This window comes from Pseudomonas sp. SF2 (genome assembly GCF_036858055.1).
Taxonomy (GTDB): Bacteria; Pseudomonadota; Gammaproteobacteria; order Pseudomonadales; family Pseudomonadaceae; genus Aquipseudomonas.
Genome location: NZ_JAMBDI010000029.1, coordinates 93,934 through 108,975, shown reverse-complemented (window position 1 = coordinate 108,975; position 15,042 = coordinate 93,934). Strand labels below are relative to the sequence as shown.

General features: G+C 61.9%; 14 protein-coding genes and 1 pseudogene. All 15 read left to right on the top strand.

The genetic code is table 11. The annotated features are described in order from the left end of the window. Positions 1 to 11 precede the first annotated feature (11 nt). Positions 12 to 1,424, top strand: a complete 1,413-nt coding sequence (locus M2S36_RS17745; protein ID WP_333957530.1) for an MBL fold metallo-hydrolase — start codon at positions 12 to 14, stop codon at positions 1,422 to 1,424. 221 nt (positions 1,425 to 1,645) lie between these two features. Further along, complete coding sequence (locus M2S36_RS17740; protein ID WP_207829041.1) at positions 1,646 to 2,692, top strand: LPS O-antigen chain length determinant protein WzzB; 1,047 nt, start codon at positions 1,646 to 1,648, stop codon at positions 2,690 to 2,692. 130 nt (positions 2,693 to 2,822) lie between these two features. Continuing rightward, positions 2,823 to 3,362, top strand: a pseudogene (gene rfbC / locus M2S36_RS17735) (dTDP-4-dehydrorhamnose 3,5-epimerase); the annotation flags it as partial. 33 nt (positions 3,363 to 3,395) lie between these two features. Then, complete coding sequence (locus tag M2S36_RS17730) at positions 3,396 to 3,794, top strand: sugar 3,4-ketoisomerase (RefSeq protein WP_172827484.1); 399 nt, start codon at positions 3,396 to 3,398, stop codon at positions 3,792 to 3,794. Beyond that, positions 3,787 to 4,257, top strand: coding sequence for an acyltransferase (locus M2S36_RS17725; protein ID WP_333957529.1), 471 nt, complete (start codon positions 3,787 to 3,789; stop codon positions 4,255 to 4,257). Before M2S36_RS17730 ends, M2S36_RS17725 begins: the two co-directional genes overlap by 8 nt. Further along, the gene (locus M2S36_RS17720; RefSeq protein ID WP_207829035.1) at positions 4,250 to 5,356 is read left to right on the top strand and encodes a DegT/DnrJ/EryC1/StrS family aminotransferase; all 1,107 of its coding nucleotides are present in this window, start codon (positions 4,250 to 4,252) and stop codon (positions 5,354 to 5,356) included. Before M2S36_RS17725 ends, M2S36_RS17720 begins: the two co-directional genes overlap by 8 nt. Before the next feature lie 9 nt (positions 5,357 to 5,365). Beyond that, positions 5,366 to 6,637 carry an O-antigen translocase gene (locus M2S36_RS17715; protein WP_333957528.1) on the top strand — a complete coding sequence of 424 codons (1,272 nt, stop codon included), beginning with the start codon at positions 5,366 to 5,368 and terminating at the stop codon, positions 6,635 to 6,637. Between the two features lie 3 nt (positions 6,638 to 6,640). Continuing rightward, complete coding sequence (locus M2S36_RS17710) at positions 6,641 to 8,074, top strand: hypothetical protein (protein WP_207829030.1); 1,434 nt, start codon at positions 6,641 to 6,643, stop codon at positions 8,072 to 8,074. A 2-nt stretch (positions 8,075 to 8,076) separates the two neighbouring features. Beyond that, entirely contained in the window at positions 8,077 to 9,342 is a 1,266-nt protein-coding gene (locus M2S36_RS17705; RefSeq protein ID WP_207829022.1) for a hypothetical protein, read from the top strand. Next, complete coding sequence (locus M2S36_RS17700; RefSeq protein ID WP_207829019.1) at positions 9,302 to 10,150, top strand: hypothetical protein; 849 nt, start codon at positions 9,302 to 9,304, stop codon at positions 10,148 to 10,150. The genes M2S36_RS17705 and M2S36_RS17700 overlap by 41 nt, the downstream gene beginning before the upstream one ends. Continuing rightward, the gene (locus tag M2S36_RS17695; protein WP_063911631.1) at positions 10,147 to 10,854 is read left to right on the top strand and encodes an acyltransferase; all 708 of its coding nucleotides are present in this window, start codon (positions 10,147 to 10,149) and stop codon (positions 10,852 to 10,854) included. The genes M2S36_RS17700 and M2S36_RS17695 overlap by 4 nt, the downstream gene beginning before the upstream one ends. After that, on the top strand, positions 10,851 to 11,942 hold the full coding sequence (locus tag M2S36_RS17690) for a glycosyltransferase family 4 protein (RefSeq protein WP_207829017.1): 1,092 nt from the start codon (positions 10,851 to 10,853) through the stop codon (positions 11,940 to 11,942). The genes M2S36_RS17695 and M2S36_RS17690 overlap by 4 nt, the downstream gene beginning before the upstream one ends. Further along, positions 11,932 to 13,041, top strand: coding sequence for a DUF1972 domain-containing protein (locus tag M2S36_RS17685; RefSeq protein ID WP_233687205.1), 1,110 nt, complete (start codon positions 11,932 to 11,934; stop codon positions 13,039 to 13,041). Before M2S36_RS17690 ends, M2S36_RS17685 begins: the two co-directional genes overlap by 11 nt. Next, on the top strand, positions 13,041 to 14,030 hold the full coding sequence (locus tag M2S36_RS17680; RefSeq protein WP_333957527.1) for a UDP-glucose 4-epimerase family protein: 990 nt from the start codon (positions 13,041 to 13,043) through the stop codon (positions 14,028 to 14,030). Before M2S36_RS17685 ends, M2S36_RS17680 begins: the two co-directional genes overlap by 1 nt. Then, positions 14,027 to 15,040 carry an MraY family glycosyltransferase gene (locus M2S36_RS17675; protein ID WP_207829011.1) on the top strand — a complete coding sequence of 338 codons (1,014 nt, stop codon included), beginning with the start codon at positions 14,027 to 14,029 and terminating at the stop codon, positions 15,038 to 15,040. Before M2S36_RS17680 ends, M2S36_RS17675 begins: the two co-directional genes overlap by 4 nt. Positions 15,041 to 15,042: the final 2 nt, after the last annotated feature.

Genomic DNA, 15,042 nt, shown 5'->3' with positions numbered 1-15,042 from the left:
GTGTGCGCAGCATGGATTTTCCCGTCCTTTCCCATCACGGTGGTACCCGCGGCGTTACCGGCTCCTGCCATCAACTGCACCTCGGCCCGGCCAGCAGCCTGCTGATCGACTGCGGCCTGGAGCAGGGCGCCGAGGCGGCGCCACTGGGCTTCGACGTGCAGGGCATTCAGGCCCTGGTCATCACCCATGTGCATCTCGACCACGTTGGTCGCATCCCGGCGCTGCTGGCGGCAGGCTATCGTGGCCCCATCCTGTGCAGCGAGCCGTCTGCCCGGCTGCTGCCACTGGTGCTGGAAGACGCTTACAAGCTGAGCATCAGTAGCCAGCCCGCCCATGTGGCGAGGTACCTCGAATTCATCCGCGACCTGATCGTGCCCCTGCCTTTCGAGCAATGGCACACCCTGGTCGAGCACCCCGGTCTCACCTGTCGCGTTCGCCTGCAGCGCGCCGGCCATCTGCTGGGTTCGGCCTATGTCGAATGCGACGTGCAGTACGAACAAGCCAACACCCGCTACGTGTTCTCCGGTGACCTCGGTGCTTGTGGCAACCCCTTGCTGCGCCCCGTGCAGCCTCCGGAACGGGCCGATGTCCTCGTGTTGGAAAGCACCTACGGCGACCGCCTGCACCCGCCTGCAGGCGACCGTCAGCAACGGCTGGAAGCGGCCATCGACCGCGCCCTGGCCGATGAGGGGACACTCCTCATTCCGGCCTTCAGCCTCGGCCGGACCCAGGAGCTGCTGTACGAGCTCGAAGGCATTCTTCACCGCAAGGCCTTGCTGAACAATGCCGGCCCGGCCCCCGATGGCGACCCGCTCGACTGGTCGCAGCTGCCCATCATCCTTGACTCACCCCTGGCACAGCGCATTACCGGTGTGTACCGGGAGCTGCACGACTACTGGAATGCCGAAGCCAGGGCACGCTTTGCCGAAGGGCGCGACCCGCTGGGTTTCAGTCAGTTGATCAGCGTGGACACCCATGCCCGTCACCAGCAAGTGGTCAATTATCTCAAGAGCACCGGGCGGCCAGCGATCGTCATTGCCGGCAATGGCATGTGCTCGGGCGGGCGCATCATCAATTACCTCAAGGCCATGCTTGGGGACCCGCGGCATGAGGTGATGTTTGTCGGTTATCAGGCCAAAGGGACGCCGGGCTCGGTGATACAGGCCAGCGAAGGGGCGGAAGGCTTCGTGCAGATAGACCTGGATGGGCAGATGCATGAGCTGCGGGCCAAGGTCATGACATTACCGGGATATTCCGGGCATGCGGACCAGCAGGGGTTGGTGCGGTTTGCCTTGGGCGGCCAGGTGCAGCCCGCGAAGGTGGTGCTGGTACATGGCGAAACGGGCGCAAAAAAGGCCCTGCAAGGAGCGTTGCGCCAGCAGGCTGAGCAGGCGGGTGCCTGCCTGGAGGTTTCGATACCTTGAACCCTTGGTCTGACCAGGCGTGCTGGCCGACGCAAGGCGGGAACTAATCCAGGTGGGGTTTATCTACTGCGGCTAACCCCGACGCTGGATGGGCTGGATATTGGCATATTGCCGCTACACTGGGGAGGGAGCGCGTCTTGCCAGTTTCCATGCAGTCGCTCGTGTTGTTTTGGTATACCAGAAACCGTGCACACAGTCAGACCCAAGGAAAAACCCAAGAAATGCGCAATGACGTTGAGCACCGCAGTAGCAATAGTGAAGAAGTTGACTTGTTGGAGTTTCTGGAGGGGGTATGGCGGCAAAAGCTTCTCATCTTTCTGGTGACGATTGCTGTCACTGCGGTTGCACTGGCTTATGCGCTGTTGGCCAAGCCGGTTTATGAGGCGAAAGTTTTTCTGGCGGCGCCTTCGTCCAGTGATATTGCCGACTTGAACTATGGGCGCACTAACCAGACCGGGCTCGAGCCTTTTACCTCGCGCAAGGTCTTTGATATCTTCGTCGAACATTTGAATGGTGAGACCCTGCGCCGGCAGTTTTTCAAGGAAGTGTACTTGCCTTCCATGCCGCCGGGGCAGGGCGCACAAGGCGCATTGTATGCTGCGTTCAATGGCTCTTTTGACGTGGTGCAAATGGCGGGTGAGCCGGCGCGGGCCTACGTGGCCTTCCGCGGTCGTGACCCTGCTGTAGCGTCCGAGTGGGCTGCGGCTTATGTCGACAAGGCCAGCACCGCCGCCAAGGCCGAATTGTTGCACGATGCGACCAAGGAGGCCGAGGTCCGCGCCAGCGCGCTGCAACTGGAACTCGACAACCTGCGGGAGAACGGCCAGCGGGAACGTGAAGACAAGATCACCCGCTTGCAAGAGGCATTGCGCATTGCAACTGCGATTGGCCTGGAAAATCCACCGCTGATAGACGGCGAAGTTTCCAAGGCGTTGTCGTCGAAAATGGACGGCGAACTGACTTACATGCGCGGGAGCAAAGCGCTGGCTGCGGAAATTGGTAATTTGCAGCAGCGTAAAAGCGAAGATCCGTTCATTCTTGAACTTCGTGACCTGCAAACAAGGCAGCAGTTTTACCAAGGGCTTGTAGCCGCGAAGCGCAATTTTAGTGTTTATCAGCTTGACGGCACGATAGAACAACCGGACGTGCCGATTAAACCCCGGCGCAACTTGATCATTGCGCTGGGTGTGATTGTTGGCCTTGGGCTGGGTTGCCTGGTTGCAACCCTCAGATATGCCTTGCAAAATTTGCAAAGACGCCGGGCCTGACCCGGAAGATGAACATCAGCGCGCACGCCACATTTTGCGCGAGACATTTGCCGTGCAAACGGTGAAACTGCCGTAATAAAGGGGGCTGGCCAGGCTGGCCCCGACAAAAAATCATGCCAAAGGTTTACCGATGAAGCTTGTTCAAACGAACATTCCCGATGTAGTCATAGTGGAACCCGCCGTGTATGAGGATGATCGCGGGTGGTTCACGGAAACCTTCAATGAGACCCGCTTTCATGGTGCATTGCTGGAGCTTGGCCTGAGCAAGCCCCGTGCGTTCGTCCAGGACAACCATTCCATGTCTCACCGCGGTGTCTTGCGCGGGCTGCATTTCCAGCGCGCACCGCACGCCCAGGGCAAGCTGGTGCGGGTGGTGCGTGGTGCGGTCTATGACGTGGCTGTCGATATCCGCCCGGGCTCCCCGACCTTCGGGCAGTGGGTGGGAGTGGAACTGAGCGAACGCAACAACCGCATGCTGTGGATCCCCGAAGGGTTTGCGCACGGTTTTATCGCCCTCGAGGACGACACCCACTTCCTGTACAAAACCACGGATGTGTACAACAAGGAGGCCGAAGGCAGTATTCACTGGGATGACCCCGACCTGGCGATCGACTGGCCCATGCGCGATGGCCTTATCGTCAGCGAAAAGGACAACCAGGCCCCATCGTTCCGGCACCACCTCAGTGCTGCCGACGAAGGCGCCCTGGCCCAGATCGAACTGTTCAAGGTACTGGGTGACCACCGCGGCCAGCTGGTGGCCCTGCAAGCCCTGGACAACGTACCGTTCGCCATCCAGCGGGTGTATTACCTGACCGAGACGCTGCCCGGGGTTTCCCGAGGCTTCCACGCCCACAAGGAGCTCAACCAGCTGGCCATCTGCGTGTCCGGGCGCTGCCGGATGCTGATGGATGACGGTACCACCCGCACTGACCATTGGCTGGACGCGTTCAACAAAGGCATCCTGATTCCGCCCATGGTCTGGCACGAAATGCATGATTTCAGCCCGGATTGCGTGCTGCTGGTACTGGCCGACGCGCATTACGACGAGGCCGACTACATTCGTGACTACACCACGTTCACGGAGCTCAAGCGCGATGCCTAGCATTCATCAACTGGCCGATGTGAAAAGCGACGCCATCGGCGAAGGCACCCGGGTCTGGCAGTTTGTCGTGATCATGAAAGGTGCGCAGGTCGGGCGTAATTGCAACATCTGCGCGCATACCCTGATTGAGGGCGATGTGGTGCTGGGCGATAACGTCACAGTCAAGTCTGGCGTTTACCTGTGGGACGGTACCCGCATTGCCGATGATGTGTTCATCGGCCCCAATGCCACCTTTACCAACGACGCGATGCCACGTTCCAAGGTTTACCCGGAGCAGTTCAACGGCATTACCCTGGAGCGCGGCGCCAGCATCGGTGCCAATGCCACCTTGCTGCCAGGCGTTGTCGTAGGCGAGTACGCCATGGTGGGGGCAGGGGCGGTGGTGACCAGGAACGTCCCGCCTTATGCCGTCGTTGTAGGCAATCCAGCAAAAATTATCAGGGTGATAGACCGCAATGGTTAAGTTTCTCGATCTGCAGGGTGTGAATGCGCAATACCGTCAGGCATTGATCGATGCCTGCACCGAGGTCATCGACTCGGGCTGGTACATCATGGGCGAGAAGCTCAAGCAGTTCGAAGCCCAGTTCGCCAGCTACTGCGGTGTAAAGCACTGCATTGGCGTGGCCAACGGCCTGGATGCGCTGATACTGACCCTACGTGCCTGGAAACAACTGGGCCGTATCGCCGAGGGCGACGAGGTGCTGGTACCTGCCAACACCTATATCGCTACCATCCTCGCGATTACCGAGAACAAGCTGGTGCCGGTGCTGGTGGAGCCCGATGAAGCCAGCTTCAACCTGGGCGCCCATAACCTGGCGCAGGCGCTTACCCCGCGTACCCGGGTGATCATGCCGGTACACCTGTACGGGCGCTTGGCCGACATGCCAGCGATCAACGCATTCGCCAGGCAGCATGGCCTGCTGGTGCTGGAGGACTCTGCCCAGTCCCACGCTGCCGAGCTGGACGGGCGTCGCGCGGGTGCCTGGGGCGATGCCTCGGGCTTCAGCTTCTACCCGGGCAAGAACCTGGGGGCGCTGGGGGACGCCGGTGCGGTCACTACCAACGACGATGCGCTGGCCGAGACGCTGAAATCGTTGCGCAACTATGGCTCGCACGTGAAGTACATGAATATGTACCAAGGGGTGAACAGCCGCCTGGACGAACTGCAGGCTGCGCTGCTGAGCGTGAAGCTGCCGTACCTGGACGAAGAAACCCGCTTGCGCCAGCAGGTTGCACAGCAGTACCTGGCCGGCATCGACAACCCGGCCATCCAGTTGCCTGACCCGGGCGTTGCCGGCCAGCATGCCTGGCACCTGTTCGTGGTGCGCAGTGAATGCCGTGAACAGTTGCAGCAGCATCTGGCCCGGCACGGTGTACAGACCCTGGTGCACTACCCGATTCCGCCGCACCGGCAGCAGGCCTACCCGCAGCTGGCTGACCTGTCGCTGCCGCTGACCGAGCGGCTGCATGAGCAGGTGCTGAGCCTGCCCATGGATCCAACCTTGACTGCATCCTCAGTCCAGCACGTCATTGACGCCTGCAACAGCTTTTCGCGTCCTTGAGTGCCAGGTATGACCCTGATCAGAACTAGCCTGCTCAATGCCATAGCGGTTGCGGTAAGAATGGCCACCTTGCTTGGCCTCAACAAGGTGCTGGCCCTGTACGTAGGGCCGGCCGGGTATGCGGCCATCGGCCAGCTGCAGAATGCGGTGACCATGTTTACCACCCTGGCCAGCGGTGCTGTCAGCACGGGTGTGACCAAGTACACGGCGGAGTTTGCCGAACAGCCCGAAGAACAACGCAAGGTGTGGAAAACCGCCGGTACGTTGTCGGTACTGGTGTCGCTGCTGCTTGCGGTGCTGATCATCGTGCTGCGCAAACCCTTGGCCAGTTGGTTCTTCAATGATGAATCGCTGGCTTCGGTGCTGCTGTGGTTTGCCGCTACCCTGGTGTTCTTTGCCTTCAACTCGTTGTTGCTGGGGGTGCTCAATGGCAAGAAGGATGTGCCCCGCTATGTGCTGGCCAACATCCTCGGCAGCCTGATTTCGCTGGTCGTCACCTGTGCGCTGACCATCCAGCTGGGGCTGTACGGTGCGCTGGTGGCCCTGGCCGTGTACCAGTCGTTAAGCTTTGTGGCCACCTTGCTGATCTGCATGCGCACACCCTGGTTCCACCTGGCCGACTTTTTTGGTGGCCTGGACCGGCAGGCCCTGGGCCGGCTCTCGAAGTTCGCGCTGATGGCCGTGGTCACGGCCTGCTCCCTGCCGGTTTGCCATGTGTTCCTGCGGGACTACCTGGGCAACACCTTCGGCTGGGAGCAAGCCGGCTACTGGGAAGCCATGTGGCGCCTGAGTTCGGCGTACCTGATGCTGATCACCACCACCCTGGCGGTGTATTACCTGCCGCGGCTGTCCGAACTGGCAGATGCCGGCGAGCTGCGCCGGGAGATTTTGCAAGGCTACAAGCTGATCCTGCCCATGACCATTCTCGCCGGGCTGGTGATTTACCTGCTGCGCGACTTCATCATCCAGGTGCTGTTCTCCGAATCGTTCCTGCCAATGCGCGAGCTGTTCGCCTGGCAGATGGTCGGCGACAGCCTGAAGATCGCCAGCTGGCTGATGGCCTACCTGATGTTGGGCAAGGCCCTGACGCGGCTGTACCTGGTGACGGAAATCCTCGCCACCCTGTCGCTGTACGCATTGACGGTATACCTCACGCAGCTCTGGGGGTACGAGAAGGTCACACTGGCCTATGCAGTCAATTACCTTTTGTACGCGATCGTCATGTATTTCACGGTTTTCCGGCGTTTGTCGTCGATTGTCGCTGATTCGGCACGGAGCTGAGCAATGAAGCAAGTGGTAGAGCAGCTGCAGGCACGGATACAGAAGGCAGCGCCGGGGCCGGCTTTGACCCAGGCGCAAGTCTATGGCGCGCTGCTCTGGGCCGTGGACCTGAACATCTACGAAGCGGCCACGCTGGAGCGCCAGTTGGTGGCCAAGTGCGCCAGCCAGGTTACGCTGCCGGCTGCCAGCAGCGTATCGCGCGGCTGCCTGCATGTGGTCAGCGAACCCTATATGCAAGGCGGGCACACCCGGCTGATGGAGCGCCTGGCGCACATGCACGAGGGGCCTGTGGACCTGCTGGTGGCGCGCAGCGCCAAGCCCCAGGTGCTCGAACGCCTGGCAGGCTATTTCGCCCATATCGAGGTAGCGCGCGGCGATGACCCGTGCGCCCGCCTGCAGTCCATCGTCGACACCCTGGCCCAGTACGACAAGGTGGTGCTGCACATTCATCCGGACGACATCATCACCACCGTCGCCTGCGGCCTGCTGAAGCAGCAGCGTGGCGCTGCGCTGACGGTGTATTTCGTCAACCATGCCGACCACGTGTTCAGCTTTGGCGCGTCGGTGGCCGATGTGTATTTCGAGATCAGCGCCTACGGGCACCACCTGGACAAGAAAAAGCACCTCACCTGCCAGAAGAGCTTCCTGGCGATCCCGATCGAGACCAGCGGCGCCAAAGTGCCGAATGCCGTGCCCACTCACGAGCGGATCAAGGTGTTCAGCGCTGCCTCGGCAGCCAAGTACAAGCCCCACGGCGGCCTGGACATGCGCCCGTCGATCACGGCGATTCTCGAGCGCTTCCCCAATGCCGAGTGCTGGATCATCGGCGCCAACCCCCTGACCAACACTTGGTGGTGGACAGTGAAGCTGCGCTACCCCAGGCGTTTCTTCATCCGCCGCCACCTGCCGTACAAGGACTACCTGGCCTTTGCGGAAAAGGCCGACTTCTACCTGGACAGCTACCCTGTGCCCGGTGGCACGGCGTTCGCCGAGCAGTTGCTCAAGGGCCGGCGTTGCGTGGGGCTGGTTGCGCCGATCCAGGGCTACTCCCCCGCAGACAGCCTGAAGGTGGCCAGTGTCGACCAGCTGCTGGCCAGCATCGCACAGCCCCGGCCCAGTGCCCCGGTGGTGGAGGCGGTGCAGCGGGTCAACTCGGTGGAGGCGGTGAAAGCGCGTTACCTGGCCTGCATCGAGCGGGGCGAATTCAGTGAGAACGAACTGGCAGCCATGTTGCCGTGGACGGGCAACCTCGATTTCATGAAACCGACAGGTAAGGTCACTAGCATGATCCCTACGGATGTTTTCGACGCCCTGTGCCGCATAGACACGAACCTGGCGCTGCGAACTCTGCTTTCCTACGCCTGGGTGCCGAGAATCAAGCTCTTGATCAAGGTCACGCTGTTCCGGCTGGCCAGGCTGACCAGAGCGCGAGGGTGAGTGTGATCAGGATCTTTATCGGCGTGCTGTTCTGCCTGCTGTTCTTCAGCGACTTCGTCGTGTTGACGCTGGGGCTGGGCAGTGTGTTTGCCGGTTGGCGAGAAATGATCAGCCTGCTGATGATCTCGGGGCTGTTGCTGCGGGCACTGGCCAGCGTCACTGCACGTGGCATGGTCAACCTCGAAGTCGGGCGGTGGTTGCTGGTCGTGCTGTTCTTTGCCTTCCTGTACCTGCTGTTCGGCGACCTGAGCGCATCGTCGGTGCGCATGTTCCGTGCATTGGCCGTGCCGGTGTTCGTCGGTATGGCGGTGGCCATCTGGGCCCAGGCGGTGTCGACCGAGAAGAAGCTGCGCCATGTGTACTGGTCGGTGCTGGCAATGAGCATCCTCACCGGCGTGTATGCGTTGTACCAGTACCTGACCATAGCCTCGGCCGAGCAATTCTGGTACTGGCCGCTGCTTACCGCCAAAGGCTATGAACTGCAACCCTACAACTCGATGCGTGACGGGCTGCCGCGGGTTTCCGGCTTCTTTACCGGCACGCTGGAATTTTCTGCAGTAATCCTCAACACCGCCGCCATGACCCTGGCTGTGTTGCTCAGTGGGCGCAACTGGTCGTTGATCCGGCGCCTGCTGCTGAGTGCCGCTTTCCTGCTGCTGTGCGGGCTGGTTGTGATCGGTTCGGTACGCACGGCCATGATCGGCCTGGTGTGCATCTGCACGATGCTGGTGGCGGCCCGGGTACTGCGCACGGCCTGGTTGATCTCGCTGTTGGGTTATTTGCAGTTCGTTGGCCTGACCGTGGCGATTTTCGTATACCTGTCGATGGGCTACACCCAGGATTTGTCGGCGCTGGACCGCGAGCGCCAGTGGCTGCACATGTATGAGGTGCTGAGCACGCACCCCATGGGTTATGGCTTTGGCGCGGTGGGCCCGGGCCAGCCGCACTGGTTCGATTCATTCTGGCTCAACCTGCTGGCCACCTGTGGTTGGGTCGGCCTGCTGATCATGGCCGGGTTGATCCTTTGGTATCACAAGCTGGTGACGATCGTCGTCCGGGACAGGGCCCATGCCAGCTCCTGGAAAAACGGCCTGGGCAATTTCGTGATTGCCAGCTACCCGTTCTTCCTGAGCTCGTTCTTTTTCCAGTCCTATACGAACAGTGTTGTCCTCTACATTTTCGCGATCGTGGTGATGGTGATCATTGGTGAAAACAGAAGAACAAAAGTTGAGCCTGGCAGTCCTGATCGTTCTGTATCGGAAAGCTAGCCATGACTCGATTGCCCTGCAGTCACTACTCGCGCAGCAGGCGCTGCTGCGTGACGAGGGTATCGACCTGCAGCTGTACGTCTGGAACAACTCCCCCGGCGTGGCGCAGCCGTGCCCGGGGGTGCGCTGGTACGAGGCGGACAACCAGCGGCTTTCGGTGGTCTACAACCAGGTTGCCGAACAGGCGTTTGCCGCTGGGGTCGACCTGTTCATGATCTCGGACGACGATACCAACTACTCGAACATCCGCCTGTCCAGCTGCCTGGCGCAGATCGGCCAGGTGCGCCTGGCGGCGGGGGGCGACCAGGTGGGCGTGTTCATGCCCCGGCTGGTCAGCCATGGGCAACTGGTCAGCCCCGGCAAGCGCTGGCTGTTCATGGGCCGCCTCACGCCCAACGTGGCCGCCGGCCTGGTGGATTCGAAGAACCTGCTGGGCATCAACAGCGGCCTGATCTTCACCCGCGAGTGCTTCCAGCGCATGACGCCGTTCTATGACGAGCGGTTGCGTTTCTATGCCACCGATACCGACTTTTTCATCCGTTACGAGGGGTATTTCCCCAAGGCCTGCGTGCTGGATGTGGAAATTGCCCACGACCTGTCCGAGCACAGCGCCGATACCCCCGAGCGTGCCTTGTTCCGCTTCGAGGAAATGATCCACGGGCTGCGTATCAGCTTCCATTCCCACGGCCTGCTGGAGCGCGGCCTGCTTGACCTGTATCTGGTCTATGCGGCCATTCGCAAAGCGGTGGCTTACCGCCGTCCGGCCTTCGTCAAGGCCTTGTTTACCCAGGTGAGGGCCGTGAAATGATGCATGCCTTGCTCGAAAAGCTGGTGCTGCTGGTTAAAAAGCGCCCATTGGTGGTCGACCGGCGCATCTCGTCGGGCTACCTGCTGGGGCTGTTCGTGACCAAGCTGCTGATGGCCTGCCGCGGCGTGATCCGCCTGCGCCGGCGGCGCCTGGCGTTCATCGGCTCGGGGGTAACCCTTAAGGAAGTGGGCAAGATCGAGTACGGCCCGGGGCTGGTCATCGACCAGGGCTGTTTCGTCGATGCCTTGTCCAATGACGGCATCCGCTTCGGCACCGCCGTGTCGCTCAACAAGCACATCATCATCGAGTGCACCGGCAGCCTGGCCAACATCGGCAAGGGCCTGGTGATTGGCGACAACGTCGGCCTGGGTGCTGGCTGCTTCCTGGGCTGCGCCGGCGGCATCGAGATTGGCAGTGACACCATCATCGGCAACTTCGTCAGCTTCCATTCGGAAAACCACAACTTCGAAGACCCGCTGCAACCCATCCGTCTGCAGGGTGTGAGCCGCCAGGGCATCAAGGTGGGACGCAACTGCTGGATCGGTGCCAAGGTGACCGTGCTCGATGGCGCGGTGATCGAAGACGGCTGCGTGTTCGCTGCAGGGGCGGTGGTGGCTGCGGGCGTTTACCGCAAGAATTCGATATATGGCGGCGTGCCGGCCAAGTTCATCAAGGCGCGCGTAGCGGAAGAAGGGGTGGCATGAAAACGTTGCACTTTGTCCATCTGCTGAATGACTACAGCGGTAGCCCCCGGGTATTGAACCAGACCATCACCGCGCTGCAGCAACATGGCGCCGACTGCACCCTGCATGTAGGCAGCAGCGGCCACGGCGTGCTCGATGAACTGCAGGTACGCACCTGCAAGTTTGCCTACAAGCGCTTCGACAACCGCTGGCTGACCTTGCTGGCGTATGCCGGCTCACAGGTGGCGCTGTTCTTCAGCCTGTTGCGCCAGGTGCGGCCGGGGTCGGTCGTGCTGGTGAACACCATGCTGCCCTTTGGTGCCGCCCTGGCCGCCCGTTTGCGCGGTGCCAAGGTGGTTTACCACGTGCACGAAACCTCCATCCGGCCTGCGCTGCTCAAGGCATTCCTGCGCCGGGTGATTGCCGGCTGTGCCAGCAAGGTGGTCTACGTGTCGAAATACTTGCAGGTACAAGAGGGTGTCGCCGGCGTGCCGGCGGTAACCGTGTACAACGGCTTGGCCGAGGGCTTCCAGCAGCAGGCGATGGCCACGCCGTACCAGCCCTTGCACGACGGCCGCTTCAATGTGCTGATGCTGGCGTCGTTGAAGGGCTACAAGGGAGTGGACGAGTTCGTCGCCCTGGCCACGGCACTGGCCGCGCACCCTGTGCTGAAGTTCACCTTGGTGCTCAACGCCAGCCCGCAGGAAGTGGACGCCTACTTCGCCGGCAAGGCGCTGCCGCAAAACCTCATGCTCAGCCCGGCCAGTGCCGAGGTAGCGAAGTTCTACCGCAATGCCAGCCTGGTGCTGAACCTGTCCCATGTGGATGGCTGGGTCGAAACCTTTGGCCTGACCATTCTCGAGGCGATGGCCTTCGGCATCCCGACCATCGTGCCCCCGGTAGGTGGCCCGGTCGAACTGGTCAGCGACGGGGTAGAGGGCTACCAGATCGATTCGAAGAACCATGAACAACTGGTGCGCACCGTTGCGCGCCTGTCGCAGGACTCACAGGCGTGCCTGGCACTGTCCGAGCGCGCACGCAGGAAAGCGAGTGAGTTTTCCACTGCCAACTTCCAGAAAAATATCGTGATGGTGTTTGATGACCTATAAGATTGCAGTGATTGGCACGGTAGGTTTACCCGCTCAATACGGTGGTTGGGAAACACTGACCGAACAATTGGTGCGCAACCTGCCGGGTGACTGCGAACTCACCGTTTATTGCAGTGCGCCTCATTACCCCCAGCGCCCGAAGTTTTTCGAGCGTGCCCGCCTGGTCTACCTGAACCTCAAGGCCAATGGCGTGCAAAGCATCCCGTACGATGTGCTGAGTATGCTGCACGCCTACCGCAAGCATGACCTGATGCTGATTCTGGGGGTTTCCGGCTGCATTGCCCTGCCGTTCATGCGCCTGCTGACCCGCAAGCCGATCGTGGTGAACATCGACGGCTACGAGTGGAAGCGCGCCAAATGGTCCAACTTTGCCCGCTGGTTCCTGAAGTTGTCCGAAGCGGTGGCCGTGCGTTTTGCCCATGCGGTCATCACCGACAACAAGGTGCTGCAGGAATACGTGACCGCCGAATACAACAAGCCCAGCGAACTGATTGCCTATGGTGGCGACCAGGCGCGGGCGGGTGAGCCAACCGAACAAGCCCGCCTGGCTTACCCGTTCCTTGGTGCGCCCTATGCCTTTACGGTGTGCCGCATAGAGCCGGAGAACAACATCCATGTCATTCTCGAGGCCTTCGCCGGCTCTGGCATGCCGCTGGCGATCATCGGCAACTGGAATCACAGCGAATATGGCGTGCAACTGCGCAAGCAATACGAAGGGGTAAGCAATATTCACCTGCTGGACCCGATCTACGACGTGGAGCAACTGAGCCCGCTGCGCAGCAATGCCACGGTGTACCTGCATGGCCACAGTGCCGGCGGCACCAACCCTTCGCTGGTCGAAGCCATGTGGCTGGGCCTGCCGGTGGTAGCCTTCGATGTGTCGTTCAACCGCGCCACCACCGAAGACCAGGCGCTTTACTTTGCCGACAGCACCTCGCTGCGCAACCACGCCCAGGCACTGTTTGCCGATGAGGGCGCCCGTGCGCAACTGTCTGCGCGCCTGCACGAAATTGCCAACCGCCGTTACCGCTGGTCGGTTGTGGCAGACCAATACCGCAGCGTGTTCACCCGCCTGCTGGGCCGGGCGGGGAGAGGCTGATGGCCGGGCAAGGCAACGTGCAACGGCCGAGTATCCTGGTCACCGGCGGTAGCGGTTTTGTCGGCAAGGTGTTGCTGCAGCGTCTTGCTGCGGACACACGCTGGGCACCGCGCGCACTGGTGCGGCAGTCGCCTGGCCAGCGGCTGGCTGGTGTCGATTACCGGCCATTCAGCGAGTTGGCGGCGGTAGAGGTGGCGTCCGGGCATTTCGAGCAGGTCGACACCGTGATCCACCTGGCCTCCCGCGTGCATGTGATGCAGGAAACCGCCGCCGACCCGCTGGCCGAATTCCGTCGGGTAAACGTGGAAGGCACCCTGAGCCTGGCCCGTGCCGCTGTCCAGGCCGGCGTGCGGCGCTTCATTTTTGTAAGCTCGGTGAAGGTCAACGGCGAAGCCACCGACGGCCGCCGGCCCTTCACCGCCGATGAGGCCCCCGCGCCTTCGGACCCGTACGGCATCTCCAAGCGCGAGGCCGAAGACGGCCTGCGCCAACTGGCGGTTGAAACCGGGCTGGAAGTGGTGATCGTGCGCCCGGTGCTGGTGTATGGCCCGGGCGTGAAAGCCAACTTCCGCAGCATGATGAACTGGCTGAGCAAAGGCGTGCCGCTGCCGTTTGGTGCCATCCACAACCAACGCAGCCTGGTGGCGCTGGACAACCTGGTGGACCTGCTGGTGACCTGCATCGACCACCCGGCCGCCGCCAACCAGACCTTTCTGGCCAGCGATGGCCACGACCTGTCCACCACCGAACTGCTGCAACGGCTGGGCAAGGCGCTGGGCAAGCCAGCCAGATTGCTGCCTGTGCCCGCCGCCTGGTTGAAGGGCGCGGCCACCTTGGCCGGCAAGGGCGGGCTGGCCCAGCGCCTGTGCGGTTCGCTGCAGGTAGACATTGGCAAAACCCGTGAACTGCTGGGCTGGCAGCCCCCGCTGGATGTCGACCAGGCACTGCGGGCCACGGCACTCAACTTTTTGAAAGAGCAAGACAAATGACGGCATGGTGGCTTATTCCCCTGGTCGCGGGGGCATCCCTGCTTTTGACCGCAGCGCTGCGGCGCTACGCCCTGAACAAGCAGATCATCGACGTGCCCAACGCGCGCAGTTCGCACACCGTGCCCACCCCACGGGGTGGCGGTGTGGCCATTGTGCTGAGCTTTCTGGGCTGTCTGCCGCTACTGGGCCTGGCCGGTGCGGTGCCGCTGCCGGCGCTGGTCGCCATCGGCGGGGCAGGGGCACTGATCGCGGTAATCGGCTTCATGGACGACCACGGCCACATCGCCGCCCGCTGGCGCCTGCTCGGCCACTTCGCCGCAGCCGCCTGGATGCTGTACTGGCTGGGCGGCCTGGCGCCGCTGCAGGTGTTCGGCTTTACCCTGGACCTTCAGTGGTTCGGCTACATCCTGGCCGCGCTCTACTGTGTGTGGATGCTCAACCTGTATAACTTCATGGACGGCATCGACGGCATCGCCAGCGTCGAAGCGGTGACCGCCTGCCTGGGCATGGTGCTGCTCTCGGCCCTGGCCGGTGCGCCGCAACTGATGGCGCTGCCACTGTTGCTGGCTGCGGCCACGTTCGGCTTCCTGTTCTGGAACTTCCCGCCGGCCAGGATCTTCATGGGTGACGCCGGCAGCGGCTTTCTTGGCATCGTGCTGGCTGGCCTGTCGCTGCAGGCGGCCTGGGCCGCGCCACAGCTGTTCTGGTGCTGGCTGATTCTGCTGGGCGTGTTCGTGGTCGACGCCACCTTCACCCTGATCCGCCGCCTGCTGCGCGGTGACAAGGTGTACGAAGCGCACCGCAGCCACGCCTACCAGTTCGCCTCGCGCCACTACGGCAAGCACCTGCCGGTGACTCTGGCGGTAGCCGCGCTCAACCTGTTCTGGCTGCTGCCGATAGCCCTGTGCGTGCTGTTGCTTGGTCTGGACGGCGTGTGGGGCGTGATCATCGCCTACCTGCCATTGGCATTTCTGGCCGTGCGCTGGCGCGCCGGCGAACTCGAACACTAGCT

Bases quoted from the DNA above. Each gene is read 5' to 3' on its own strand.
- M2S36_RS17695 (WP_063911631.1), top strand. From the start codon at position 10,147: ATGATGCATGCCTTGCTCGAAAAGCTGGTGCTGCTGGTTAAAAAGCGC.
- M2S36_RS17725 (WP_333957529.1), top strand. From the start codon at position 3,787: ATGCCTAGCATTCATCAACTGGCCGATGTGAAAAGCGACGCCATCGGC.
- M2S36_RS17675 (WP_207829011.1), top strand. From the start codon at position 14,027: ATGACGGCATGGTGGCTTATTCCCCTGGTCGCGGGGGCATCCCTGCTT.
- M2S36_RS17685 (WP_233687205.1), top strand. From the start codon at position 11,932: ATGACCTATAAGATTGCAGTGATTGGCACGGTAGGTTTACCCGCTCAA.
- M2S36_RS17715 (WP_333957528.1), top strand. From the start codon at position 5,366: ATGACCCTGATCAGAACTAGCCTGCTCAATGCCATAGCGGTTGCGGTA.
- M2S36_RS17740 (WP_207829041.1), top strand. From the start codon at position 1,646: ATGCGCAATGACGTTGAGCACCGCAGTAGCAATAGTGAAGAAGTTGAC.
- M2S36_RS17720 (WP_207829035.1), top strand. From the start codon at position 4,250: ATGGTTAAGTTTCTCGATCTGCAGGGTGTGAATGCGCAATACCGTCAG.
- M2S36_RS17680 (WP_333957527.1), top strand. From the start codon at position 13,041: ATGGCCGGGCAAGGCAACGTGCAACGGCCGAGTATCCTGGTCACCGGC.
- M2S36_RS17745 (WP_333957530.1), top strand. From the start codon at position 12: ATGGATTTTCCCGTCCTTTCCCATCACGGTGGTACCCGCGGCGTTACC.
- M2S36_RS17710 (WP_207829030.1), top strand. From the start codon at position 6,641: ATGAAGCAAGTGGTAGAGCAGCTGCAGGCACGGATACAGAAGGCAGCG.
- M2S36_RS17690 (WP_207829017.1), top strand. From the start codon at position 10,851: ATGAAAACGTTGCACTTTGTCCATCTGCTGAATGACTACAGCGGTAGC.